Source organism: Marinicauda sp. Alg238-R41 (genome assembly GCF_947331485.1).
Classification (GTDB): Bacteria; Pseudomonadota; Alphaproteobacteria; order Caulobacterales; family Maricaulaceae; genus Marinicauda; species Marinicauda pacifica.
In genome coordinates this window covers 1,291,983-1,316,373 of sequence record NZ_CAMZOJ010000001.1, presented here as the reverse complement: position 1 = coordinate 1,316,373, position 24,391 = coordinate 1,291,983, and the positions used below count along the sequence as shown (strand labels likewise).

24 protein-coding genes and 2 tRNA genes are annotated in these 24,391 nt (G+C 63.2%); 10 read left to right on the top strand and 16 right to left on the bottom strand.

What is annotated here, in order from left to right:
• Positions 1 to 30: 30 nt before the first annotated feature.
• The 7 genes from PGP17_RS06235 to PGP17_RS06205 all read right to left on the bottom strand — a co-directional run bounded on the left by PGP17_RS06235 (position 31) and on the right by PGP17_RS06205 (position 4,872).
• Complete coding sequence (locus PGP17_RS06235) at positions 31 to 648, bottom strand: energy transducer TonB (RefSeq protein ID WP_135943106.1); 618 nt, start codon at positions 646 to 648, stop codon at positions 31 to 33.
• A gap of 10 nt (positions 649 to 658) precedes the next feature.
• Complete coding sequence (locus PGP17_RS06230) at positions 659 to 1,063, bottom strand: ExbD/TolR family protein (protein WP_135943105.1); 405 nt, start codon at positions 1,061 to 1,063, stop codon at positions 659 to 661.
• Positions 1,064 to 1,074: 11 nt separating this feature from the next.
• Positions 1,075 to 1,485, bottom strand: coding sequence for an ExbD/TolR family protein (locus PGP17_RS06225; RefSeq protein WP_135943104.1), 411 nt, complete (start codon positions 1,483 to 1,485; stop codon positions 1,075 to 1,077).
• A 3-nt stretch (positions 1,486 to 1,488) separates the two neighbouring features.
• On the bottom strand, positions 1,489 to 2,010 hold the full coding sequence (locus PGP17_RS06220) for a MotA/TolQ/ExbB proton channel family protein (protein WP_135943103.1): 522 nt from the start codon (positions 2,008 to 2,010) through the stop codon (positions 1,489 to 1,491).
• Positions 2,011 to 2,022: 12 nt separating this feature from the next.
• Positions 2,023 to 3,420, bottom strand: a complete 1,398-nt coding sequence (locus PGP17_RS06215; protein ID WP_270374646.1) for a MotA/TolQ/ExbB proton channel family protein — start codon at positions 3,418 to 3,420, stop codon at positions 2,023 to 2,025.
• Between the two features lie 25 nt (positions 3,421 to 3,445).
• Complete coding sequence (locus tag PGP17_RS06210) at positions 3,446 to 4,231, bottom strand: DUF3450 domain-containing protein (RefSeq protein ID WP_135943101.1); 786 nt, start codon at positions 4,229 to 4,231, stop codon at positions 3,446 to 3,448.
• Between the two features lie 566 nt (positions 4,232 to 4,797).
• Positions 4,798 to 4,872: transfer RNA gene (locus tag PGP17_RS06205), tRNA-Gln, on the bottom strand.
• A gap of 178 nt (positions 4,873 to 5,050) precedes the next feature.
• Here PGP17_RS06205 and PGP17_RS06200 point away from each other — a divergent pair.
• Positions 5,051 to 5,127 (top strand) — tRNA-Pro (locus PGP17_RS06200).
• 175 nt (positions 5,128 to 5,302) lie between these two features.
• Positions 5,303 to 7,093, top strand: a complete 1,791-nt coding sequence (gene sppA, locus PGP17_RS06195; protein ID WP_270374645.1) for a signal peptide peptidase SppA — start codon at positions 5,303 to 5,305, stop codon at positions 7,091 to 7,093.
• Between the two features lie 56 nt (positions 7,094 to 7,149).
• On the opposite strand, the gene PGP17_RS06190 is transcribed toward sppA, so the two are convergent.
• Positions 7,150 to 8,400 carry a DUF3667 domain-containing protein gene (locus PGP17_RS06190; RefSeq protein ID WP_270374644.1) on the bottom strand — a complete coding sequence of 417 codons (1,251 nt, stop codon included), beginning with the start codon at positions 8,398 to 8,400 and terminating at the stop codon, positions 7,150 to 7,152.
• Between the two features lie 31 nt (positions 8,401 to 8,431).
• The gene (locus PGP17_RS06185) at positions 8,432 to 10,063 is read right to left on the bottom strand and encodes a peptide ABC transporter substrate-binding protein (RefSeq protein ID WP_270374643.1); all 1,632 of its coding nucleotides are present in this window, start codon (positions 10,061 to 10,063) and stop codon (positions 8,432 to 8,434) included.
• Between the two features lie 208 nt (positions 10,064 to 10,271).
• Between PGP17_RS06185 and PGP17_RS06180 the strand changes: the two genes are divergently transcribed.
• A complete protein-coding gene (locus PGP17_RS06180; RefSeq protein WP_270374642.1) occupies positions 10,272 to 10,868 on the top strand; it encodes a hypothetical protein in 597 nt (198 codons plus the stop codon).
• 31 nt (positions 10,869 to 10,899) lie between these two features.
• Here PGP17_RS06180 and PGP17_RS06175 read toward each other — a convergent pair whose 3' ends face one another.
• Together PGP17_RS06175 and PGP17_RS06170 are read right to left on the bottom strand one after the other, a co-directional pair.
• Positions 10,900 to 11,805 carry an ABC transporter permease gene (locus PGP17_RS06175; protein ID WP_135943096.1) on the bottom strand — a complete coding sequence of 302 codons (906 nt, stop codon included), beginning with the start codon at positions 11,803 to 11,805 and terminating at the stop codon, positions 10,900 to 10,902.
• Positions 11,805 to 12,737, bottom strand: coding sequence for an ABC transporter permease (locus PGP17_RS06170; RefSeq protein WP_270374641.1), 933 nt, complete (start codon positions 12,735 to 12,737; stop codon positions 11,805 to 11,807). The genes PGP17_RS06175 and PGP17_RS06170 overlap by 1 nt, the downstream gene beginning before the upstream one ends.
• A 412-nt stretch (positions 12,738 to 13,149) precedes the next feature.
• On the opposite strand from PGP17_RS06170, the gene PGP17_RS06165 reads away from it, so the two are divergent.
• Together PGP17_RS06165 and PGP17_RS06160 are read left to right on the top strand one after the other, a co-directional pair.
• Positions 13,150 to 14,085 carry a hypothetical protein gene (locus PGP17_RS06165; protein WP_270374640.1) on the top strand — a complete coding sequence of 312 codons (936 nt, stop codon included), beginning with the start codon at positions 13,150 to 13,152 and terminating at the stop codon, positions 14,083 to 14,085.
• Complete coding sequence (locus PGP17_RS06160; protein WP_270374639.1) at positions 14,082 to 14,990, top strand: MBL fold metallo-hydrolase; 909 nt, start codon at positions 14,082 to 14,084, stop codon at positions 14,988 to 14,990. The genes PGP17_RS06165 and PGP17_RS06160 overlap by 4 nt, the downstream gene beginning before the upstream one ends.
• 5 nt (positions 14,991 to 14,995) lie before the next feature.
• On the opposite strand, the gene PGP17_RS06155 is transcribed toward PGP17_RS06160, so the two are convergent.
• Together PGP17_RS06155 and pdxH are read right to left on the bottom strand one after the other, a co-directional pair.
• Positions 14,996 to 15,838, bottom strand: a complete 843-nt coding sequence (locus tag PGP17_RS06155) for a DUF1499 domain-containing protein (protein WP_270374638.1) — start codon at positions 15,836 to 15,838, stop codon at positions 14,996 to 14,998.
• 66 nt (positions 15,839 to 15,904) lie between these two features.
• The gene (gene pdxH / locus PGP17_RS06150; RefSeq protein ID WP_270374637.1) at positions 15,905 to 16,573 is read right to left on the bottom strand and encodes a pyridoxamine 5'-phosphate oxidase; all 669 of its coding nucleotides are present in this window, start codon (positions 16,571 to 16,573) and stop codon (positions 15,905 to 15,907) included.
• Between the two features lie 99 nt (positions 16,574 to 16,672).
• Between pdxH and PGP17_RS06145 the strand changes: the two genes are divergently transcribed.
• Positions 16,673 to 17,263 carry a J domain-containing protein gene (locus PGP17_RS06145; RefSeq protein WP_135943090.1) on the top strand — a complete coding sequence of 197 codons (591 nt, stop codon included), beginning with the start codon at positions 16,673 to 16,675 and terminating at the stop codon, positions 17,261 to 17,263.
• 157 nt (positions 17,264 to 17,420) lie between these two features.
• Positions 17,421 to 18,518 (top strand): chorismate synthase, encoded by a 1,098-nt coding sequence (gene aroC / locus PGP17_RS06140; RefSeq protein ID WP_270374636.1) that lies wholly within the window; start codon positions 17,421 to 17,423, stop codon positions 18,516 to 18,518.
• Here aroC and PGP17_RS06135 read toward each other — a convergent pair.
• Positions 18,508 to 19,182, bottom strand: a complete 675-nt coding sequence (locus PGP17_RS06135) for a hypothetical protein (RefSeq protein ID WP_270374635.1) — start codon at positions 19,180 to 19,182, stop codon at positions 18,508 to 18,510. The genes aroC and PGP17_RS06135 overlap by 11 nt on opposite strands.
• Positions 19,183 to 19,239: 57 nt before the next feature.
• Entirely contained in the window at positions 19,240 to 20,511 is a 1,272-nt protein-coding gene (locus PGP17_RS06130; protein ID WP_270374634.1) for a class I SAM-dependent RNA methyltransferase, read from the bottom strand.
• 134 nt (positions 20,512 to 20,645) lie between these two features.
• Between PGP17_RS06130 and PGP17_RS06125 the strand changes: the two genes are divergently transcribed.
• Together PGP17_RS06125 and PGP17_RS06120 are read left to right on the top strand one after the other, a co-directional pair.
• Positions 20,646 to 21,749: a hypothetical protein gene (locus tag PGP17_RS06125; protein WP_270374633.1), complete on the top strand. Its 1,104-nt coding sequence runs from the start codon at positions 20,646 to 20,648 to the stop codon at positions 21,747 to 21,749.
• A gap of 188 nt (positions 21,750 to 21,937) precedes the next feature.
• Positions 21,938 to 22,768, top strand: a complete 831-nt coding sequence (locus tag PGP17_RS06120; RefSeq protein ID WP_270374632.1) for a hypothetical protein — start codon at positions 21,938 to 21,940, stop codon at positions 22,766 to 22,768.
• Between the two features lie 126 nt (positions 22,769 to 22,894).
• Here PGP17_RS06120 and PGP17_RS06115 read toward each other — a convergent pair whose 3' ends face one another.
• Positions 22,895 to 23,626 carry a TlyA family RNA methyltransferase gene (locus PGP17_RS06115; protein ID WP_270374631.1) on the bottom strand — a complete coding sequence of 244 codons (732 nt, stop codon included), beginning with the start codon at positions 23,624 to 23,626 and terminating at the stop codon, positions 22,895 to 22,897.
• 94 nt (positions 23,627 to 23,720) lie between these two features.
• On the opposite strand from PGP17_RS06115, the gene PGP17_RS06110 reads away from it, so the two are divergent.
• Positions 23,721 to 24,314 carry a TetR/AcrR family transcriptional regulator gene (locus PGP17_RS06110; RefSeq protein ID WP_270374630.1) on the top strand — a complete coding sequence of 198 codons (594 nt, stop codon included), beginning with the start codon at positions 23,721 to 23,723 and terminating at the stop codon, positions 24,312 to 24,314.
• Positions 24,315 to 24,391: the final 77 nt, after the last annotated feature.

Genomic DNA, 24,391 nt, shown 5'->3' with positions numbered 1-24,391 from the left:
AACCGGGTCGTCACCGGTCCGCCCGCTCGACTAGCCTTCGAGCTGATAATCGATGCGAGTCTGGACACCGCGGCGCCAAACCGCATTGCCTCCCTCGATCTTCGGTTCGTAACGCCAGCGCTCGATCGCGCGGGCCGAGGTCCGTTCGAACATGGAGCTGGAGCAGTTCACCGCCTGGATATTCGTCGGCGTCCCGTCCGGCGTCACGTCAAACGTCATGTCGCAAAACCCTTCCGTTCCGCGTTCAGCGGCCCGGGGCGGGTATTGCGGCGGAATACGGACCAGCGGCTGAGCATCACGGTCGGAGACGTCGAAGCTCACCTGGTCACCGCCAAGATCGGGCGCCTCGAAGTCCGGTAGGGCCCCAACGGCGGTTTCCATGCCTTCGGTCGGCTGATCGGCGCGCTCACGCTCGATCTGCGGCGGCGGCGGCGGCGGAACCACGTCTTCCACCTGGTCGAGCTGCGCTTCACGGCGCTGCGCCTCGATTTCTTCGACTTCGTCGGAGATCGAGATCCGCACGTCCTCACCCGCTTCTTCCGGCGTGAAGTCACCCCCGGAAATGAGGATGTTCATGAGCACGAACAGGAAGAAAGTGACGATTGCGGCAATCGGGATCCCGATCAGGATTCGGATAAGTGTAGCCATTGTTCGCTCCTTAGCCTTCCTGCGTCGAGATCATGACGTCGACACCCAGGTCACCGAACAGCTCCTGGACATCGAGCACGAGCCCGATCGGAGCATCCTGATCACCCTGAATCATCGCCTCGGCACGCGGGTTTTCCTCAAGCAGCTGCTCGAGAACGTTCCGCATCTGGTTCATCTCGTAAACCTGACGATTGACCCAGATTTCGCCCTGGCTGGTCACAGCGACAAGAATGGTCGGCTTCTCGGATTCCAGCAGTTCCGTTTCGGGACGGACAACTTCCACGCCCGGCTCCTTCACGAAGACCGAAGTCACGATGAAGAAGATGAGCAGGATGAAGACCACATCCAGCATCGGAGTGAGATCGAGTTCTGCATCGGTCTCCTCCGTCATTACGCGGCTTTGTCGGCGCGCCATAGCAGTCCTCCCTAAGCCTCGTCTTCACGCTGGATGGAAACCGGAACGCCATTGACCTTCATCTGATCCCAGATGTTCACGGTGATACCGTGGAAGGACTCGTCGTCCGGGCGGATCAGTACAGCCGATCCCGGGCTTTCCGCGCGGATGCGCGAGACAGCAGCAAACACACGGTCGGCCGAGGTCCGGTCCTGGTTGACGAAGACATTATTGTCGCCGTCGATCTGGACCAGGATAACCGGATTGTCTTCACTTTCCGGCGGATTCTCGTTCGGCGGCGGCGGCTGCATGTCGATCCCTTCCTCCTGGAGGAAGGTCGCAGTCACGATAAAGAAGATGAGCAGGATGAAGACGATATCCAGCATCGGCGTCATATTGACGTCGGCCTTGTCGGCTGCATTCCCGCGGTTTCGCCTGCGCATGAGTTACTCCACTTCGAGTTCGTCGGCGAGCTCGTGAACTCGCTGGCTCGCCATACGCTCGATCTGGTTCGAGAACAGGAGCCCGGACAGAGCGGAAACCATACCGGCCATCGTCGGAATTGTGGCCCGGGCGACGCCCGAGGACATGGCGCGAGCATCCGACGAGCCAGAAATGGCCATCACGTCGAACACTGCAATCATGCCGGTCACAGTACCGAGCAGACCGAACAGAGGAGCGACCGCAACCAGGGTCTTGATCAGCTCCACGTTCTGTTCCGCTTTCAGCTTCACCTCGGAAACCAGCTGGTCCCGAATGGCCAGGGCGTGCCAGGAGTGGTGATCGCTACGCGCGGCCCACTCCTGTTTAGCCTTCTTGGCCACCACGTTATGGGCGAAGCCGAAATAGGCCAGGCGCTCCAGGATAAAGGCCCACATCACGAAAGTGAGGCCCATAATCAGCAGGAGCACCGGCCCCCCGCGCTCGAGGAACTCCTGCAGGCCGAGAAAAATGCCTTGGAGGTTCATCGATAGGGTTCCTTACGCTTGGCCGCGCTCTTCAGAGTGGCGGGCAACAATACCGGCCGCTTGCTCTTCCAGCGTCTGCTGGGCACCGCGCGCGAAGCTGGCCGCGAACGAGTGGATGAAGAGAAGCGGAATGGCGGCGACAAGACCGGACACCGTGGTCACAAGGGCCTCGGAGATACCACCGGCCATGATGCGCGGGTCGCCGGTACCAAAGAGGGTGATCTGGGTGAAGGTCCGGATCATACCGGTCACGGTACCCAGCAGGCCGAGCAGCGGAGCGATGCCGGCGGCCAGCTTCAGGAAGTTCAGACCGAACTCCAGTTTCGGGGTCTCGCGCAAGATCGCCTCGTCAAGCTTCAGTTCGATCGTTTCGATCGGACGGTCCTTGACTTCTTCATAGGCGAGCATGATGCGGCCGAGCGGGTTGCCTTTGGACGCGGTCGACTTGCGCTTCTGGGCGTTGATCGCGGAGCCGGTCATGACCAGCGCAACCAGGCGCCACAGACCGAACAGAGCCGAGAAGATGAACAGGCCGGCGATGATTTTCGCGACAATGCCACCTTGCTCGAAGCGCTCGGAGAGCGACGGGATGTCCTTGAAGATCTCGAGCAGCTGACCGCGCGACGGATCCACCGGACCTTCGACGATCTCGCCCGGATCCGCATTGGCCAGGTTGGAGGCCGCGGAGAGCAGACGGCCCGGAGGCTGCGTCGGCAGGACCGAGAGCGTGTAACCGCTGGTGCGATCGTTTTCGTTGGTGCTCCAGCGCAGATACTTTGCACCGCCGTCCATGGCGAAGATCACGAACGTACCCACACGGGTCGTCGGGACCGGCTCGCCGCCGTTGAGGCCGACAACCGCGCGGTTGAAGGTCGCCACGTCGGACTGCGAGTCCATCTCGTCGATCATGACTTCATAGATGTTACGCAGATCGTCCGCATCCGGAAGCGTGCGGCTTTCCGCCAGCTGCTCTAGCGGACGGTGACGGTTGGGGTACTGAGCCGAGATGATCGAGGCTTCGATCAGCGAGGCGAATTCGCCAGCCGTCTGGCGTGCCACACCGAAGAGCTCGCCGAAGGCGCCCTGTTCTTCGGTGAGCTGGGTCGCCAGCTGATCGATCCGCTGCTGATTGGCTTCGAACTGAGTGCGGTTTTCTTCCGCCTCGGCCTGAAGCGCATTCAGACGCGAACGAGCCTGGCTGACCAGCGATTGCTGGCGGCCCTGCTCGGCGCGGAATTCCTGAAGACGCTCCTGGTTCTGAGCCTGAGCATCACGCGCATCTTCACGCACGCGCTGCAGCAGCTGGGAAATTGAGGAAACCGGCTCGCGATCGACTTGCGCCGATACCGCTCCGGTGATGAGGGTCGCGCCGAGAGAGACGGCGGCGGCCAGTTTGATGATCGATTTCATCTTGAGTGTACTCCGTCTCTACCGGTTACTGAGCCGACTGCGGGCCAGGCAGCGGGGCGATGAACACTTCCGGCGTGGTCACTTCCTCGCCGATGCGGACCGCACGCTGGACGTTGCCGGCGAATCCGCCCGGCAGGTCACGCCATTCCTGGTTGTCTTTGGTCATCATCTGCATGTCGCCCTGACGAGCACCGCTCTGGAAAACGCGGATGAGCGCGACGCGGCCGATCTGCAGGAACTTCACCTGCGCGGGCTCGCCTTCGACATCAACGGTGTCTTCGTAGACGCGCAGCGAGCGCCCGTAAGACGCCTCGATCTCGTACGCGTTCAGGATGACGCGGTAGGTTTCGGCCGGTGACACGGTCGCGTCACCAAGCAGGGTCTGGATGTTATCGAGCCGCGACTGGCGCAGATCCGTCTGGAACGGAAGGTCGCTGGCGATGAAATCTTCCAGCGCGACCGCCATCTCCAGAAGCATCGGGGTCAGCGTCGCTTCCAGGGTATCGACCCGCTCGAGCTGACGTTGCAGCTCCGAGATTTCGACATCCTGCGACTGCAGGAAGACTTCCTGCTGCTGCACGAAAACTTCCTGGTCCTGGATCTGCGACTGCAGAGCCAGATACTGGCGCTCGAGATCGTCAGCCGACGCTGAGACGTCGTTGATCTGCTCTTGCGCCTGGGCGCCCTGTTGCGTCGATTGCCGCGCAACCTGCAGCGCTTGGTCGAGCGGGCTCTGAGCGTACGCCGCCCCGGCCGTGGCCGCGGCCCCGGCCAGCAGCGTCGTGCGGATCCACTTCATGGTGTTGGACATGCCTTGCCTCACAGTAGCTGACGCGGAAGGTTCCCGCGCGCCTTGGATTACCCTCAATTTGACGTCAGCCGGCGTCCCGCGCCGGCCTCGGCCCCCTACAATGCTTCGGGACGCCGATAGCGGCGCCCCGGTGATCCCCTTAGGAACCACCTGAAAGAATCGACGGGAATCGTCGGAACAGACCTAGAAATCCCCATCTCGCGCGGTGTTTTTCACCGTCTTTAGTTTTCTAGAACGCTTTTGCGGCGCCTGGCGATGAACGCTAGCACCGGCGCGCCAGCGCAATCAACCTCGCGATGGCGGTTAACGCGTCCCAAAGCGCATGCTGACGTTGAACAAAGCGGGGTGGACGGAACAATGCATTGTGAGCGCGCCGGCCATGAACGCGTGATCAAAAAAAGCGGCAAAGGGTCGCAAGCGCCTTAATCTACTGGAAATTCGCCCCATGGCGGCAGATCGGGCGAATGCCGCACTGCAACGACGCAGATGCAAGGGAAACGCGAACTGCAACACATCAGCACAAATCTGCTGATTGGCGGTCCACCCCGGATATTCATTAAGGAAAATGGCTGGGGCGCCAGGATTCGAACCTGGGAATGGCGGTACCAAAAACCGCTGCCTTACCACTTGGCGACGCCCCAACACGGGCCTGCTGATCGCAGGGAGGCGCGCTAGATAGCCTGAGCTTTGCGCATATGCAACGCCCCTACTTCAGCAGTTTCACATCGCGTGCATTCGCCAGTCTGTATCGGGTGTGCGCACGGTGACTTGAGCGTATTGCATGGCGGGAGCGAGTTGGATATAAGCCGCGCTCCGGTTCGGAGTATAGCTCAGCCTGGTAGAGCACCGTCTTCGGGAGGCGGGGGTCGCAAGTTCGAATCTTGCTACTCCGACCACCTATCTTTTCAGCGCGCTCCCGACGCGCTGACGCAATCCAGCACCACACGAGTGAAAAAGCCCTTCCACAGGAAGCGCGCTCGCATGCGCGGGGTCGATTCGTCTGCCGGGACTCCCTAGATTGCGCTGGAAAGGCGCGCTGCCACGCAGCGGTGCCATATGCGAGGGGTATTCATGAAACAGTTCTGGGTTACGTTTTTCGGGTCGATTGTCGGCGTTGTCGTCGGATCGGTCCTGACCGTGGTGCTCGCCATATTTCTGATCGCGGGGATGGTTGGTTCAGCTGTCCAGAACGCGCAGGGCCAGCGAGCTTCCATGCCTGGCGGCGACATAATTCTCGAAGTCGACCTGCGCGAAACCCGGCTGGACCAGCCGACGCGTTCGCCCTTTGCCTTCACCAACCCGCTTTCAACCACAGAAATCGTGCAGACCCTGCAGCGTGCGGAAACTGATTCAAGCGTCCGCGGCGTAATCGTGCGGGCCAGCGAGTTCGGCATGGCGCCGGCCCAGGCCGAGGAGTTGCACCGCGCCTTCGCATCCTTCCTGGATTCCGGCAAGCCGGTTATCGCTCACGCCCAAGGCTTCGAGGGCACGAGCGTGACAGGCTATTTCGCAGTGTCCGGCGCCTCGCAAATCTGGCTACAGGACACGGCCAGCTTTTCCGCAACCGGCCTGTCGACAGAAACGCCCTTCCTGGGCGGCACGTTCGAGCAGTTCGGCATCCAGCCCGAATTCGTCCAGTTCTATGAGTACAAGAACGCGGCGAACACGTACACGCAGACCGATTACACCGACGCCCACCGCGAGGCGACGCTATCATTCCTGGGCTCCATCTATGATACGGCGATAGCCACCGCAGCTGCCGATCGGGGCGTGGAAACGTCGCGCATGAACACTCTGATCGTCTCCGGCCCCTACTCTGCCGAACAGGCCCAGCAAGCCGGATTGGTCGATTCGCTCGGGCATGTTGCCGGTGCGCGCCAGGCTGCGCTCGACGCAGCCGGCGTCGAGACGATTCTGACCATAGAAGACTACGTGCGCCGCAGTCCGCCAGCAGCCCCGGCACGCAATCGTCCGGTCATCGCCCTGATCTCGGGCCAGGGCGCTATCGTGACGGGCCAGGGCGATCCCGGCTTCGGGGGCAGCGACCTGATCGGAGGCGATCAGATGAGCGCCGCCATTCAGGCGGCGGCCGACGACACGTCGGTCCGGGCCATTGTTCTGCGCGTCGATACGGGCGGCGGCTCGGCCATCGCGTCTGACCAGATCTGGGATGCGGTTGTACGCGCGCGCGAAGCTGGCAAGCCGGTGGTGGTGTCGATGGGCACGGCGGCCGCTTCGGGTGGCTATTACATCTCCGCGCCGGCCAATCTCATCTATGCGAACGCCACGACTCTGACCGGGTCCATCGGCATGCTTTCCGGGAAGCTCGTAATTGACGAAGCGCTGGGCCGTGTCGGGCTGAATATCGAACCCCTCTACGTTGGAGGGGATTACACGCTTGCCTATTCGTCCCAGACCGAGTGGACCGAGGAGCAACGCGCGACCTTCTACGAGATGGCCGAGGACGTGTACGAGGACTTCACCGAGCGCGTCGCCGAGGGTCGCGGCCTGCCGCTCTCGCGTGTGCAGGAGATCGCGCGCGGGCGGGTCTGGACCGGGGCGCAGGCTCAGGAGCTGGGCCTCGTCGACCGTATCGGCGGACTGCGGGACGCGATCGACGGTGCGCGCGAGCTGGCCGGCATATCGGCCGACGAGCGCGTGTCGATCCGGTCCTTCCCGGCCCAGCCGACACCCCTGGAAGCTTTCCAGGAGCTGTTCGGGATCTCGGCCCAGAGCGCTCAGGCAGCAGCGCGATTCAACGCACTGATGGAGCTGCCCGAGGTGCGCGCAGCACTGGCCGCGCGCGAACAGAGCCAGACCCAAGGCATGCGACTAGTCATGCCCGATGAGGCGCCTCGCTAAGCGCTCGGTCACGGCAGAAAAAATCAAGGGCTCGCCGCTGGCGGGCCCTTTTTTTTCTAGGCCGAGAGAATTCCCAGGAGCACGACCGCCATGATCGCGATGAGCATCACGAAGAAGTAGACGACGTCCAGCGTCAGAGTTCGCAGGATAGAGGTGAACCGCGAGCGCTCATAGACCACCCGGTGTACCTTGTAGAGATAGACGTTGGAGTAGATCAGCAATCCAAGCGTCGCCCATCCCGCCCCGATCAGATGGCCGATCAGTATCGCGAACGTCAGCGCCAGAAATAGCGCGGAGTGGAAATGGACCGACACGATCAGGTGATCGTAGTAGAAGAAGCCGCGCCGCCAGATGTAGGTCAGGCCCAGGAGGCCGGCGTAGACAGGTACCAGCACGAAAAGGATGCGCGGAATCCAGGAGAGGCTGGCTTCCCAGAGGCGCGCAGGATCCTCGTTGATGCGGAGCACCCGATCGGCGAGATAGCGGCGAACACGATAGGGAAGTACGCTATCCGGTGCTGGCTTCCCGTAATCTTCGGGCACGAGCAAACGGGCCATGCCGTCATCACCCCCCCAGTATTCAGCTCCGTAGCGGCGAGCAGTTGCGGCGTCAGATCCTCCGCCCCCCGGAGCAGGCTCGACGGCGGCGCCCTGTTCCATGGCCGGGTCATCGGCTGTTCCAGCCTCCGTTCCCTCCTGCCCGCTAACCTCGTCCTGCGGGTCCGGGCCCGATTCTGACACGTCCCGGCCCGCTTCCACCCCCGGTGGAATGGAAAGTCCCAGAGACTGCATTGCCTGGCGGTACTCGGTTTCTTCCAGCTCACCGCTTTCAAAGGCGTCCGTGAGGTGCTCGCCCACAGCAGCCGGCCCCCCGACCCGGAGCTCCCCGAGGTCCAGGTCGCCAGTTGTCAGTCCCGCAACAAGGAACATCAAAAGCGAAGCGACGATATAGAGTCTGAAAGGGGGAATGAACCGGGCACGCTTGCCAGAAAGATAGTCCCGCGAAACCCGTCCCGGTCGCACCATCAACCGGGGCAAGGTGCGTGCGACGCGCCCGTCCAGATTGATAAAGCCGTCAATGATCTGGCGAACCAGCGCCCCGGCAGAACGATGGTAAGTGTCGTCGACCTGGCCGCAGTTGTGACAAACCGGACCCTCAAGCTCGGTCTCGCAATTCTGGCACACACCCTCGGGCAGGTCGGGGTCAAGGCGCGCGCGCTTTCCCGGACGCGCCGTCACACCAAGGCCGGCAGCGGCCACGTGCTCGGTGACCGTATCTGCCGTCTGATCGAAATCATCCCCGCCCATGCTCTGCCCCCCGGCCGCCGTGCTTCAGAGGCTACTCTCCGGCGGCGTCTGCCTGTTCGACATCGGAGAAGCAGAGGTAACGCGTCCGGTGGATGTGAACGACATTATCTTCCCATCCCGTCACTCTCGGGTTTACGAGTGCCTTGTTGACGTAAAACGTGACGGGAGCGTAGGGCGCCTCCTCTAGAAGGATCGATTCCGCTTCGCTTAGAAGCTCTGCGCGCTCGGAACTGTCGAGTTCCCGGTTAGCCTGTCGGATCAGAGCGTCATATTCGTCATTCGACCATCGCGAGTAATTCATCGGCACCGAGGTCGATTCCCCCAGGAACAGGAAATTGTAGGCGTCGTTGTAATCGCCGATCCAGGCCCCGTCCCCGATCTCGTAGTCGCCGGCGCGCAGGTTGGAATAGTGAATCTGGGTCTCGATCTGAGCGATCGAAATATCGACCCAGTCGGCAATCTCAGCCCAGTCGCGCTGGAGAACCGGTGCGATCCGCGGATTGTCGCCCGTTGCCCTGAATGTGTATTCCAATTCTAGCGGATTTTGCGGGCCGAAACCGGCTTCCTCCAACAGGCGCCGCGCTTCATCCCGGCGGGCCTCGATGGGCACGTCGCACCAAGGCACGCTGGCACCGCCAGGATAGTCAGCGACGCCCGGCGGCACGAAGGAACAGGCCGGCATGGAACCGTCACGCAGGATTTCCTCGGCGATGAAATGGGTGTCGATCGCCATGCTCAGGGCCTGTCGCACCCGCTCATCGTCAAGCGGCGCAATCTGCGTATTGTATGCCAGATAGCGCGTACCGAGATAGGCATGAACCCGCACATACTCGGGCACCTGCTCGCGCAGGAATTCGAGATTCTGTCCGGCGACATCGGTAATCACGTCAAGCTCGCCATTGCGCACGCGGCGCTCGGCTGCCTGAACGTCAACGGTGGGATAGAAGAAGACGTCGTCTATGCAGACATCCTCATTGGCGTAAAAGCTCTCGTTGCGGGTCAGGTGGACATAGTCGTTCGCCCGCCAACGCACGAGCTTGTAAGCACCGTTGGTCTCGATATACGCAGGCTGCACCCAGGCATCGCCATACTGCTCCACCACGTGCATCGGCACGGGGAAGGTCGTGTAATGGGCAAGCAGGCCGGGCAGATAGGGAGCGGGAAATTCCAGCTCAATCTCCAGGGTAAGATCATCGACCGCGCGGACACCAAGTTCTTCCGGCGTAAGGTCGCCCTTGTTGACAGCCTCGGCATTCTTGATCGGATAGAGGAGAGAGGCGTAATTGGCCAAGGTAGCCGGATCGAGGATCCGGCGAAGCGCATACTCGAAATCGTGAGCCGTCACAGGTTCGCCGTCCGACCAGGAGGCCTCGCGCAGCCTGAAGGTCCAGGTCAGGCCGTCATCGGAGACTTCCCAGCTCTCGGCCATACCGGGGACGGGTTCGCCTTCGGCGTCCTCGGTGAACAAGCCGATGAACATGTCACCGATAATGTCATTCTCCCATGTCCCGCTCGCCTTGTGGGGGTCGAGCGAGAAAGGCTCGGCCATGTTTCCGCGATGCAGAACAACCGAATCAGATTCGCTTGAGTCTCCGCCGCCGCATGCACCCAGCACAAGCACGCTGGCACTGCACGCGAGCCACTCCATAAGACGTCGATTCACGGCAACTCTCCCCTGGGCATTTACATAAATGCAAGGCGCGCGGCATCGTCTCGACGCGCGCGCCCGGCTTTCGGTCATCTGCGGACAGAACAATATTGGCAGAAAAACCTGACGCAAGAGTGAAGACGCGGGCGCATCGACACGACTCGACGCTTCAAGGATAGTAGCGCGAATTTTCACACGCGGTATCAGAATACGGGAACACACAATGACACGCCTGACCCAAATCCTCAGCCTGGCTCTTGGCTCAGCGCTCCTGACCGGAACTGCAGCCGCTCAGGACGCCCAGTCGGCCGACCTGGACGCCTTGCTTGCATGCCGGACGATCGAACAGGACAGCGCCCGTCTTGCCTGTATGGACGCCCGTCTCGAAGAACTCGCCGGCGCCATCGAGAGCCGTTCCATTGCAGTCGTCGACCGCGAGCGCGTCCGAGCCGTCGAACGTGACGGCTTCGGTCTGTCCATGCCGGGCCTTGGCGGATTGACTGAAGTGTTCCGTGGAGGAAGCGAGCCAGAGGAAGCGGAGACGCTCGAGGACGGTACGGAGATCGTCTACGATGACTCCGGTGCGATCGACGAAATGCGCAACGTGCCTGTCGAGGTCTACGAGACCACTCGCACCGGGGATCTTCGAATCACGCTTGCGAACGGGCAGGTCTGGCAGCAGATCGACACGACACGGGTTCGGGTGCCGCGCTCTCAACGCAGTGATCTGCGCGCCGATATTCGCGGCGGTGCGCTGGGCTCCCATTTCATGACCCTGTCCTACGGTGGACGGGCTTTCCGTGCGCGCCGGATTCAGTAGACCGCGAGTCTTCGTCTGACCTGCGCGGCTCTTACCGGTCGCGCGGGTCGATGGCGTCACGCAACCCATCGCCCAGGAAGTTGAAGCAGAAAAGAGTCAGCATCATAGTCGCGGCCGGCGCAATCAGCGTCCATGGCGCGATTTCCATATCCCGGGCGCCATTGGAGATGAGATTGCCGAGCGATGTCAGCGGCTCCTGAACCCCGAGACCGAGAAACGAAAGAAAACTCTCCGCCAGGATGACCACCGGGATGGTCAGCGTCACGTATACGATAACCGGGCCGAGCACGTTCGGTACGATATGGCGACGAATGATGGCCGCGCGCGAGACGCCGGCCGCGTGGGCGGCTTCGACAAATTCCATGCCCTTGAGGGCGATGGTCTGACCGCGCACGATTCGGGCCATGGTCAGCCATTCCACCGCGCCGATGGCCACGAAGATCAGGATGATGTTGCGACCGAACACAACCATCAGGATGATCACGAAAAAGATGAAGGGGATCGAATACAGGACATCGACCAGACGCATCATCACCTGGTCAACACGCCCGCCGATGAAACCGGCCACGGCTCCCCAGACGACCCCGATGGCGAGGGACACCATTGTGGCAACGACCCCGACCATCAGCGACATGCGCAGACCCACGAGCGTGCGCGCGAAGAGGTCGCGCCCCTGAGCATCGGTCCCGAATACATGCCCGTGCTCGAACGTTGGCGCGAGTTGGACCCGGTCCCGATAGATCACGTCTGCCTCGTGAATCCAGAGCAGCGGCCCGAGAAAGGCCAGAAGGACCAATGCGCCCAGGATGAACAGGCCGATGACAGCCGCCTTGTTGCGCAGCAAGCGTGTTCGGGCGTCGTCCCAGAGCGAACGGCCCTGGATGCTGGCCTGCTCAATGAAGACCGCCTTCTCCCGCGGTGTGGAGGTGGACACCATCAGTCGTATTTCACCTTCGGGTTCAAGGACGCATAGAGAAGATCGGCCACGAGGTTCAGGATCACGATCAGCGAAGCGTACAGGATGACCACTCCCATCACGACCGTGTAATCACGCTGAAGCGCGGCCTGAACGAATTGGCGTCCGATGCCAGGTAGCTGAAAGACCTGCTCGATTACGATCGAGCCGGTCAAAAGTGCCGCGGCAGCCGGCCCGAGATAGCTCACGATCGGCAGAATCGCGCTCTTGAACGCGTGCCGTGACAGAACTGCTCTCGCCGAAAGGCCTTTTGCGCGAGCGGTCCGGATATAGTTGGACCGGATAACCTCGATCATCGAGGCGCGCATGAGCCGCGTTATAATCGCGATCTGGGGGAGCGCCAGTGTCACGACGGGCAAGACAAGCCGGTCGGGTGTCATTCCACGAAGCGGATCAAGCCCCCCGCTGGGCAGTAGCCCGAAATACAAACCGAAGACGAGCGCCAGGATCGGGCCCATCACGAAGGGCGGGATGACGATGCCTACCGTCGCGATCCCCATGACCGCGTAATCGGTGGCGCCGTTCTGACGCAAGGCGGCAGCCGATCCGAGTATCGTGCCGACCACCAGGGCCAGCGAGATGGCCAGCAGGCCTACCGTTGCGGATATCGGAAAGCCCTCGGCGATCAGACTGGCCACGCTCTTGTCGCGAAACTTCAACGACGGGCCCAGGTCGAACCGGGCCAGGCCACCGAGATAGTCGAGGTACTGCTTCCAGACAGGCTGATCCATGCCGTACGCCGCCAGGAGATTCTGACGGATCTCTTCAGACATGGGACGCTCAAGGTCGAACGGGCCGCCCGGTGCGACTCGCATCATGAAGAATGCAAGCGTGATAATGACCAGAATGGTGGGCACCGAAATCAGGATGCGTCGAAGGGTAAAACCAAGCATGGGAGTCCGGTTATTCTGGAGAGGCCACGTTGTCGGCGGTGAGCCTCTCTGGATCAAGTCGGGCGCGCAGTAGACCGTTCAAGGACGGTTTCAAGGCATGTGCGAGATCATTTTTATTGGCTCTCTGCGGGAATAGCCGATCGCGCGCTGGCGGGCGCATTACGATCAGGCACATCTAGGGCCGCGGCACCGACCTTAACCGCACAAACCGTCAACGCCGTCAGCAGAACAAGGCGCAGGCGCCGACTGACAAAGACCAGGAAGGATGAGCGCGAAATCATGGAAAGAACCTTGCGTGCCGTGTCGGGTCATCGAGGCAGAGACACGCAAGGTCCGGGCCGGTCCGGTCGGCCGCGAATTGTCACGGCTGCCCCGACCGGTAGAGTCCACCCGTGAAGGGAAATCCGATTCGATGACGAGCGCGGCCTGGTGGCGAGATTTCGAATATGCGAACGGTGTCCTTCACGTTCGAAAGACCGGTGTCGACGTCCCCGTGGGCGCCGGTGTCGCAATGGAGGCGGCGAGCTGGCTCGCTTTCCACGCATGCGTGGAGGCCACGCGCCTTGCGGTCAGGGCTGACGGACCCAAACTCTGGTTTGCGCCCGACCGGCCCCGGCCCTGGTACCTCCTCTGGCCAGTCATGCAGCTGGCCGGAATCCGGATCGTCGCCCGCCGCGAAGATGCCGAGTGCATTTTCATTTTCGACGACCGCACACACACGCATATCGACGGGAGCTTGCAGGCAGGCTCCGCTCTCAATGGCGGATGCTTGAACGTCTCGAAATCGAAGGTGGTCGCAGTGTTCGAGGCGGTCTTCGATCGTCCGCTCAGCGTCGATCCTCAGACATGGGACGGCGCCATGGTCGCCAAGTCCGAACTCAATGGCGTACATGACGGCCGTGTGCTGACCGGGCCGCGGGCCGCGGAAGCCGGCCAAGTCTACCAGCGCCTGATCGAGACGGCTGGTGCGGATGGCTGTGTGGAGGATTTGCGATGCCCGACGGTGGGCGGGCGCATACCGCTGGTCTTCATCAAGAGGCGTCCAGTCGAACGGCGATTTGAAAATACCAATAGTTCCGTCACACTGGCCGCTCCCAGCGCTGTGTTTACGCAGACGGAACTCGACCAGCTCTCCGCGTTCTGCCGGGAGATGAAACTGGACTGGGGCGGGCTGGACGTATTGCGTGATCGCAAGAGCGGCGCGCTCTATGTGGTCGATGTGAACAAGACCGACATGGGACCGCCCATTGCCCTGCCCATGAAAGACAAGATGCGGGCAGTGCGTACGCTCGCAGCCGCGCTGCGGGCATTCCTGGAAGAGCGACGCGAAGCGAGTTTGCCGGAATGACCACCATACCCTTCAAGCGTGAGTTCGATTTCGAATACGGACGTTGCGACACGCTTTCGCCACTGATCCGGCGCGTAGTCGCGTCGAATCCCGGCCCGTTCACCTTTACCGGCACCGGCGTTTACATCGTCGGGCATGGCACCGTGGCGATGATCGATCCCGGTCCGCTCGACGCCGCGCATGAAGCCGCCCTCGATCAGGCGTTGGAAGGTGAGCGCGTCAGTCATGTTCTGGTGACACATCACCATCTCGATCACTCGCCCCTTGCGGCACGCATGGCGTCTCGGCACGGGTGCAAGACCTATGGCCGGCGCCCTCGCCCCACGCCGCCCGCCGGCAGTGAAACCCGCATGGAGGCCGGCGACGACGACAGCTTCGCACCGGACGTGGAGCTGAAGGACGGCGATGTGCTGACCGGGCCCGGCTGGACGCTGGAAGCGCTGCATACCCCCGGGCATACCTCCAACCATCTCTGCTTTGCGCTGAAGGAAGAAAATACCCTGTTTTCCGGAGACCACGTGATGGCCTGGTCGACCTCTGTGGTCAGCCCGCCCGACGGCCATATGGGCGACTATATAAGCCAACTCGAACGGATACGCGCTCGCGGCTTTGGCCGGATCTGGCCGACCCACGGCCCGGCGATCGACGAGCCGGAAGCCTTTCTGGACGCCTATATCGAGCACCGGCGCGCCCGCGAACGTCAGATTCTGAGCCAGATCGAGGCCGGACGCACGACGATCCGCGAGATGGTGTCATCCATGTACGCCGATGTGGACAAGCGCCTGCATCCAGCCGCCGCCCATTCCGTACTGGCCCATATCATCCACCTCTTCGAACAGGGCCGGATCGAGGTCGCAGACGGAGGCACGCCGGACCTGGGCAGCACGTACACATTGACCGGCTGACCCGATCAGCCGTCCCGAGCACTCCCGGTGGCATCGCGTACAGCGTCGATAAATGCGCGCACCCGCTCGGCATTGGCGCCAAGGTCTGAAAGACCGACCCGACTGACCGAGCGTACATCGATCGCACTGCTGCCGTTTTCAGCCTCGGTGATCCGGACAACGAAATCGTCCTTGAAGCTGAACCAGAAGCTCTCGACCGTGCCTTCGAACATGAGCGAATCCCGCGACGCAGTCGTGATGCGCCACCCCAGATCGCGTGCCGCCGCCAACGAGGCCTCGTAAGCCTGAGCGGGACCTGCCGTCAGGTAGAGCGTTTCGATATCTGGATAAGCCTCCGCCTGGACATCGGTCACGGCCCGGCCGCCCCATTGACCCGTCCAGTCCGAATCGGGGACCTGCTTGTCGAGCAGATCGACCGAATTCACGCCTTCGATCTGCTCACGCCGCTCGATCATGGCCCGGGAGAATTGCGGCGGATCGGTCAGGTCCGTGCTGATGTCGTGGATCGGCGGAACGCTTGCCGCGGCGTCCTGCGCAGACTTCGCGGCCATCAGGCCGCCGCCGCCAATGACAACTGCCAGAATGGCACCCAGAAAAGCGCCTGCGCCGCCAACCCCGGCCGCGAAGCGCGACACGATCAGAACGACTAGGCTCACCGCTCCAACGCCGAGCGCACCGAAGATAGCATATTGTGCGTAGGTGCGAACGTGACGGAAAGCGTCAAGGGAAGCCCATAAATCTACCTTTGCGCCCATGGTCGTGATCAGGAACCACACAGGGATTGCAATCACGACGGCCCACGCCAGGGCCGCAACGAGTCCGCAAAGGACCGAAAAGAGTTTTGTCATGCCGTCTGTTTCCCCAACCGCAAAATTCCGGCCCGGACAGGCCGACTTCGGTCCCACCCTAGACCATTATGGATATAGGCGCATGACAGACCAGGGCGAAGTCGCCGCTTCTCGCGAGAATACCATACGGTCATGAAGCCTGAAGCGCCTGTCCCGCCAGAACTCGATGCGCTCGGGGATCAGACGGAAGCCGCTCCAGAAATCCGGGCGCGGCACCGAACCGATGTGAAACTTCGCAGCGTATTTCGCGACTTCCTTCTCCAACGCGAACCGGCTTTCCAACGGGCGTGACTGCTTGCTCGCCCAGGCCCCGATGCGACTGTCGCGCGCCCGGCTCTGGAAATAGGCGTCGGCCTCGGCTTCGCTTACCGGCGTGATCGCGCCGCGAAGACGCACCTGCCGGCGCAAGGATTTCCAATGAAAGCACATCGCCGCCTTGGGATTGTCCTGCAGCTGACGGCCCTTCGCGCTTTCCAGGTTTGTGTAGAAAACGAACCCGTCCCGATCGAACCCCTTGAGCAAGACCATGCGAACGTCGGGAAGTCCGTCCGGATCCGCCGTGGCCAATGCGACAGCGTTCGGGTCGTTCGGTTCACTTCCGCGAGCGGCCTGGAGCCAGTCTTCAAAGAGCGAGAACGGGTCCTCGCGTGCGAAGATATCCTCAACCGTGCCGTCTTGAGAGGTCGCATATTCACTCTCACTCGGTGACGGCGGTATCACGTCATTGGCGGACATTTATTCGACTTTCCCGGATAAAAAATATCGATCGAGACATATGCCCTGGCCTGAGCGCGTCAACCTTTCGAAAAGACTGAGTGTGCGATCCTGATCGTCATGAACCAGAAGCAGGACCCCATTATTGCCGCGTATCGCGTCTTCGGGCTCGAAGGCGATGAAGATTTTGAAACCGTGCGGAAGACGTTCCGCTCGGTAATCAAGACCGTTCATCCCGACACAAGCGGCGACCAGAGCGCGAAAGCGGTTGGCAAGCTTCAGCGAATGCTGAAAGCCTATGAGGTTCTGCGCGTCTATGCACCACGCTATCACGAGCTGACGATCACGCCGGAGGAAGCGCGCAAGGGCGGTCTGCGCACCGTGTTCGTGGGCGAACGCAATGTGATGGTGCGCATCCTCCCTTATTCGAAGACTGGTGCGGTGGTCGTGCCGGTCGGCGATTCCAAGTGGCGCGTGAAGATATTGGTGCGGGACGTCATCGTCGATGGCGGCCAGGAAATGGGCAAGAGCGAGAAGAAAGCACGCGAGCGCAAAGCGCAGGAATTGCGCGACATGGAACGCAGTGAGCAGGAAAGCGAGGATAGCGCAGGCCTGCTTCGTGCATTCTGCGACATGTTCGTGAAGTCACCGCCGGCTGCCCGGCTGGCCAACTGGGTGCGCAGCACGGGCAAGAACGACAAGGCGGCATAATAGGTCTCGGAGTGGTGCTGACCCGGCGGCGGTGGCCGCTAGCCTTCGCCCGGCCTCTGCCCTTGGCCGTGAAACCCTGGTGCCGAGTTCAAGCCGTGACGCCCGCCCCGACGCTCTCTAAGCTTGGCGCAGTTGGAAAACCAGGGCGGCGCACTTCATGTCTCACAACACCTTCGGTCACCTTTTTCGTTTGACGACGTGGGGTGAAAGCCACGGTCCCGCGCTGGGCGCCGTTATCGATGGCTGTCCGCCCGGACTGGCCTTGAGCGAGGCGGACATCCAGCCCTACCTGGACAAACGCCGGCCGGGAACCTCCCGGCACGTCACGCAGCGGCGCGAGGCAGACGAGGTCCGGATTCTGTCAGGTACGTTCGAGGACGAACGCACGCCAGGACCGGTCACAACGGGCAGCCCGATCAGCCTGATGATCGAGAACACAGATCAGCGTTCCAAGGATTATTCGGACATTCGCGACCGCTGGCGGCCCGGTCATGCGGACTTCACCTACGACATGAAATATGGCGTCCGTGACTATAGGGGCGGCGGAAGGTCCAGTGCGCGCGAGACCGCTGCCCGGGTGGCAGCCGGTGCCATCGCCCGCAAGGTGCTGGGCGATGGCATTTCGATCCGCGCGGTGCTGGTGCAGATCGGTCCGCGGGCCATCGACCGTACGGCATGGGACTGGGCGGCCGTGGAGCAGAACGATTTCTTCTGTCCCGACCCCGGCACCGCGGCCCGGTGGGCTGAAGATCTCGATGAGATCCGCAAGGCGGGCTCGTCGGTCGGAGCAATGGTCGAATGTCATGTCAGCGGCGTGCCCGCCGGTTGGGGGGCGCCGGTTTATGGCAAGCTGGATGCCGACCTGGCCAGCGCCATGATGAGCATCAACGCGGCAAAGGGCGTCGAGATCGGTGCCGGAATGGAGGCAGCGGCGATGCGCGGCGAGGACGCGGCCGACGAGATGCGGCTGGACGCGGACGGCAAGCCGGCCTTTTCCTCCAACCACAATGGAGGCGTGCTGGGCGGTATATCGACGGGCCAGGATCTCGTTGTCCGCCTTGCCATCAAGCCGACCAGCTCCATCCGGATCGAGAAGCAGACGCTCACGCGCTCGCTCGAGGAGGTTACCGTCTCCACCAAAGGGCGCCATGACCCCTGCGTGGGCATCCGAGCCGTTCCTGTCGCCGAGGCGATGGCAGCCCTTGTGCTGGCCGACCACAAGCTGCGTGCCCTGGCACAGAACGCTACCCCCTAGGCGAGGGGGAGGCTGGACGTCGCGTCCAGTCGACAAGCGCCGCCAGTCCGGTCAGCAGCACGAAGACCAGCGCGCTCGAAAGGCCGATAGAGACCACGTCCTCGGCCGCAGGCGCGGTGACATGGATGATCTGAAGACCGGCGAGAACGAGTAGAAGGACAAGCGGAGCGACCCGGCCGACCAGACCGCGCGGCGAGGTCGCGCCAAGATAGAGCACGAATCCGAGAAGGAGGAGCGCACCCTCCAGCATCATCGCCGGCCAGAAATGCTGCCACAGACCGAAGCCCACGCGGGGGCCGCCGGGCCAGAGAGCGAGGTCCGGCACATGGACAAGCAGGTCTGTGAACCAGTGAGACGCGATGGCCAGCCCGACCACTACCCCGCCCAGGACCTGCTCCTTGCGAGCGAGCAACGCGTAGATGGCGCCGCCCGCGATCGAGAACGCGAGCGTGGCGGGTAGAGAATGTGTGTACGGCATGAAATAGAGATCGAACGCGTTCACCTCGGTGAAGCCCGGAACGATGCGGAGCTTTTCAATCTCTAGAGCAACAAGAATGCCCCAGGCGATGTCAACGGCCTGGACCGAGAGGAACAGCACCCAGAGCGGCACGCTGCGGGCCGCGCGAACGCCCGCGAAAGCTGGACCGTAATGACCGATGAACATCGCTGCCTCTCCGCCGCTTCCCAAGCGAAGCAGGCTAGAGGCAGATCGTTGCTGCGCCTACGAAAGTTTGTGGTGCGTGCGGGTAAAGACCGCGATGCTCTCCACGTGTCCGGTCCAGGCGAACTGATCGACCGGAGTCACCTCACCCATCCGGTAACCGCCCTCAATGAGGATGGCCGCGTCCCGCGCGAAGGTCGCCGGGTTGCAGGAGATCGAGACGACCACGGGCACGAGGCTGTCGGCCAGGCGTTCGGCCTGAGTTCGCGCCCCATTGCGAGGCGGATCGAGAATGACCGCATCGATCTGCTCCAGCTCCTTCACGCTCATCGGTTCCAGAGCCAGATCGCGATGCAGGGTCTGAACCGGTTTCAGGCCCTGGGTGTGGTCGGCGCCCTGGCGCAGGGCCCGGAGGGGCCGATCATCGCCTTCCACCGCCAGAACCTGTGCAGTCTCGGCCGCGCGCAGGGCGAAGGAACCGCAGCCGGCATAAAGATCGGCCACCGACCGGGCGCCCTTGATCGCGGCCATGGCTCGCTCGGCCAGGCCGGCTTCGCCGGCGGCGGTGGCCTGAAGGAATCCGCCCGGCGGAGGCGCGACTTTTGCTTTGCCGAAGCGGACATAGGGGGTGGACCGCTCGGCCGCCGGCTCTCCCTTCAGCGAGATTCTCGCCCAGCCTTCCTTGGCCGCCAGCTCGGCCGCGGTCAGCCGGTGATCGAGGACGATATCACCTGGCCAGTCACACGAGACATCCAGCCCGCCATCGGTGGCCGTCACCGAGATGTCGACCTGGCCCTTTTGCGGGACCAGCGCGTCGGCCAGCCTGCGCAGGGCGGGAAAGCTGCGTCGAATCAACGGGTGCGCGACGGGACAGTCCTTTGTGTCGACAATCGCGTGACCGGCCCGCTCGCTGTAGCCGAAGGTCAGCGTGCGTCCGGCCCTGCGGGCGTGCAGGGTCGCGCGGCGGCGCCCTTCCCCGTGCGCGTGAAGCAGTGGAGCGACCTCTCCGGCCACCCCTTCTCTTGCCAACGCATCGACGACGAGCGAGCGTTTCCAGGTCCGGTAGGCATCGGCCGACCAGTGCTGCAGGGAGCAGCCGCCGCAGCGTTCCGCTATGGGACAGAAGGGTTTGACCCGGTCTTCAGAGTCGCTGAGCCGCTCCTTGACCCGGCCGCGGTCGCCGCGCACCTCGACGAGGGCGCGCTCGCCCGGAAGCAGGCCAGGTACATAGACCGGGCCTTCGGCAACGGCGTCTCCGCGCGCTCCGATGCGTCCGGCCTCGAGCTCGACCACGCGCGCTGGCGGGAGGGATTTCTTGTTTCTGCGCTTCATGATGGGTCACAAACGCCAAGCAACGGTTGAGGTCAACGGTTAACATGACCAGCGCGTTCATCTGGCTGACAGGAAGGGTTTGTTAACATTTATTCATCGTCGGAATAATCCGGCTCGGACCAGGAGGAAGGCGCATGAAGCCGCAATCGCTGGGTCTGGCCGCCGTCATCTCGGCTGCCGCCTTGAGTCTGTCCCTGATCGCAGGACCCGCCGCCCCTGCGTTCGCGAGCGCGTATGCCGTGGACGCCCAGCAAGAGCGGGGACATCCCGGCCGCGCCGGGCATAATTCGCGCGGAGATCTCGATCGAAACCGGCGGGGACAAGTCCATCGCGAAGCCCGCCAGAACGCGCGCCAGGACCATCGCCGCGAAGCGCGCCAGGAGCGCCGCCGGGAGGTGCGTCAGGAGGTCCGCCAGGAGCACCGCCGCGAGGCACGCCAGGAAGTCCGCCAGGAGCGCCGCCGGGACGCCCGCCAGGAGGCGCGAAGGGATCATCGCCGCGACGCCCGCCAGGAGGCGCGCCGGGACCACCGCCAGGAAGCGAGGCGTGAATACCGCCAGGAATCGCGGCACGATTTCCGGGGAGACCGCCGCCGCGACGCCTGGGCAGATCACCGCCGCGATGCGCGCCGCGATTACCGCCACGATGCGCGCCGGGACTTCCGTCACGATACCCGCCGCGACGTCCGGCGCGACCGTTACGACCGCAACCGGCACTACAATCAGACCCGTTATAATAACCAGTATCGCCGTCATCAAAGGTACACTGGCCGACGCCATCACAATCGCAATTGGCGCTATCATCGTGCCTATAGCCGCTACTCCAGTGTCGGATTCAGCTATTATGACGGTATCTGCCGTTCCAGCGGGGACGAGTTCGTGGCCGGCGCCCTGATCGGGGCCCTCCTCGGCGGCGCCGTCTCGGACGGCGATGGCGGGGCGGTCCTGGCCGGCGGTCTGATCGGCGGCGGGATCGGTGCTTCGCTCAACAGTTGCGACCGCGGTCAGTACTACTATGCCGCGAACCAGGCCTTTGGCGGGAGCGGGCCGGGCTACTGGCACAATCCGTATTCGGGGGTCTATGGCGTCGTTCATCCGCGCGCCTATCACAATTATGGTGGCCGGCGCTGCCGCTGGGGCGATGCGGAGATCTTCCTGCCCAACGGCCAGATCGTGCGCGACCAGGTGCGCATGTGCCAGAACCGCTACGGCTACTGGGAAGTCGCGAGCCGCCAGTGACCTGCGGAGGGGGATAAGGGGGCGCCTTCAAGTCTCTTGAAGGCCGCAAGAGCCCGGGCGCCGCGCGCCCGGGCTTTTTCGTGACCCGAACCGTTCATCGCGCACTCATCGGCGCTTTGTTAGGGTTGGCTTAAAGATTGAAGGGAGGCGTGTGTCACGCGTCCCGATGCGAGACTGGAGACACAGCGATGAAAACCTTGACCCTCGCGGCAACAGCCCTTCTCGGCGCCAGCGCCCTCGCGCCGGCGATGACGCCCAGCGCCGAGGCCCAGAGCTATCGCGCGGCCCCCGCCACCACCTACGAGCAATGCGTCCAGCAACAGCGCCAGCGCCAGGTCGCCGGCGCCGTCATCGGCGGCATTCTCGGCGCGGTCGTCGGCGCGGAACTCCATGACGAGTCTCAGGACCGCGACCGGGACCGCTATCGCGGCCACCGCGGGTATGACGACCGCTATGGTTACAGCTCGCGCGGCTATCGCCACTCCGGCTACCGTCATGACCGGCGTTCACGCCACGACCGCTACGGCCGTCGCAACGAGGCCGGCAATGACGGCGCGGTGGTCGCCGGGGGCGCGGTCGGCGCGCTGGCCGGCGCGGCCATCGCCAGCGGCAATTGCGACCAGCTGCGCTATGGCCAGAGCGGTTACGGCCAGTCCGCCCCGTACCGCCAGACCGGCCAGGTGTACGATCAGGGATACGGCCAGGGATACGGCCAGACCTACGATCAGGGCTATGGCGACGACTATGGCTATGACGATCCCTATTACGGGTCCGACCCGGTCTATGACGACCGCTACGACAATAGCCGTCGCTATTCGACCAATGAGGAATTGCTGGGCGGTTCTCAGTATGACTATTCCGACCAGCAACCGGTCCAGGACTCGCGCCGCTACAGCGCGGGCAGCCAGACCATCAGCACCAGCGGCTACCAGACTGCGAGCTGCCGCTATATGAGCTCGGCCGGGCGCGAGGTCTATATGTGCCAGGGCAGCGACGGCATGTGGCGCCCGGCGCAGTAGTCAGCCGGCCTCCACCCCTCGAGACAGGCGCGGCCCGCACCCAAGGTGCGGGCCGTTTCATTTGGCGCACGGGCAGGCTCGGCCGCCGCCGCGCGCCAGATGAACCAAACCAGATTGAAACAAACCTCAGCGCGATTGGCGGGCCAGCAGGACGTATTCCCGGTTTCCGTCCCCGCCGAGTATCGGGCTTTCGATCTCGTCCTCGACCGGCCAGCCTGCGGCGTCCAGGAAGGAGGTGACACGCTCCCTCGCCTCCTCGACCGCGGCCGGATCCTTGACGATCCCGCCCTTGCCGACATTCTCGCGCCCGACCTCGAATTGCGGCTTGAACAGGGTGACGAGGGCCGCGTCAGGCGCCGCCAGCGACAGGGGCACGTCGAGCACCTTGGCCAGTCCGATGAAGCTGGCGTCGCAGACAATCAGCTCGGGCGCGGTCTCGATCACCTCTTCGCACAGGGCGCGCGCATCGGTGGCTTCCAGATTGATCACGCGCGGGTCCGCCCGCAGCGAGGGGTGAAGCTGGCCGCGCCCGACATCGACCGCATAGACCTTGGCCGCTCCGCGCTTCAGCAGGATTTCGGTAAACCCGCCGGTCGAGGCGCCGACATCCAGACAGACCTGTCCGGACGGGTCGAGACCGGAGCGGTCCAGGGCCGCCTCCAGCTTCAGCGCCGCCCGGCTGACATAGGGATGGGCCGGTTCGGCCTCGATCGCCGCGCCCGGCGCGATCTTCTGCGCGGGCTTGGTGACGGGCTCGCCATCCGCCCGCACCCGGCCCGCCTCGATAGCCGCGCGGGCTCTGGCGCGGGTTTCGAAATAGCCTTCATCCACAAGATATGTATCGGCTCTTTTCTTCATGGGCGGCCTTATCCCCTGCCCGTTCCGGGGAGGCAATGGAGACTGGCCGCAACAGGCAGATGACCGCAGTCATTTTCTGCGCGATACAGGGTTCATGACCGGACGGCGCGAACACAAGAAGCAGCTGGTGCGCCAGCGCCTTTTCGACACGGCCATCGCGCTGTTCGAGGCGGAGGGTTATGACGCGGTCAGCGTCGACCGGATCGTGGCCGAGGCCGGGGTCGCCAAGGGGACGTTCTTCAATCATTTCCCGTCCAAGGCCGATGTGCTCGCCGCCTGGTATGAGCGCCTGGTGAGCGAGGCGCTGTCCGGCCTGCCCGGCGCGGAGGCCGCCCTGTTCGACCGTGTGTTCGCGCCCGGGATCGCACTGGTCGACCTGACCCGGATGTACCCGGAGATGTTCGCCTCGAAGACTCGCGAGGCGGCGCGCACACCGGCGCTCCAGCGTGTGGAGCGCGACGGCGATCTGCGCATGCGCGACTATCTACGCGGCGTGTTCGAGCAGGCCCGCGAGGCGGGCGAGATTTCTGCCGCGCACGATCCGGGCGCGCTGGCCGCGCTGGGCCTGACCCTGACCACCGGCGCGGTGCGCGAATGGATGATCCATGAAGCGCCCGCCCCCGACATGGGCACGCATCTGAGCGAGCGCATCGCCCAGTTCGTGCAGGCGATCGAAGTGGGCCGATAGCCGGTTTGCCAATTTGTCACTTGATCGCGGGCGCGTGTGCAGCCAAAAGGTGACCGCAGTCACTTTTGGAGAAACCG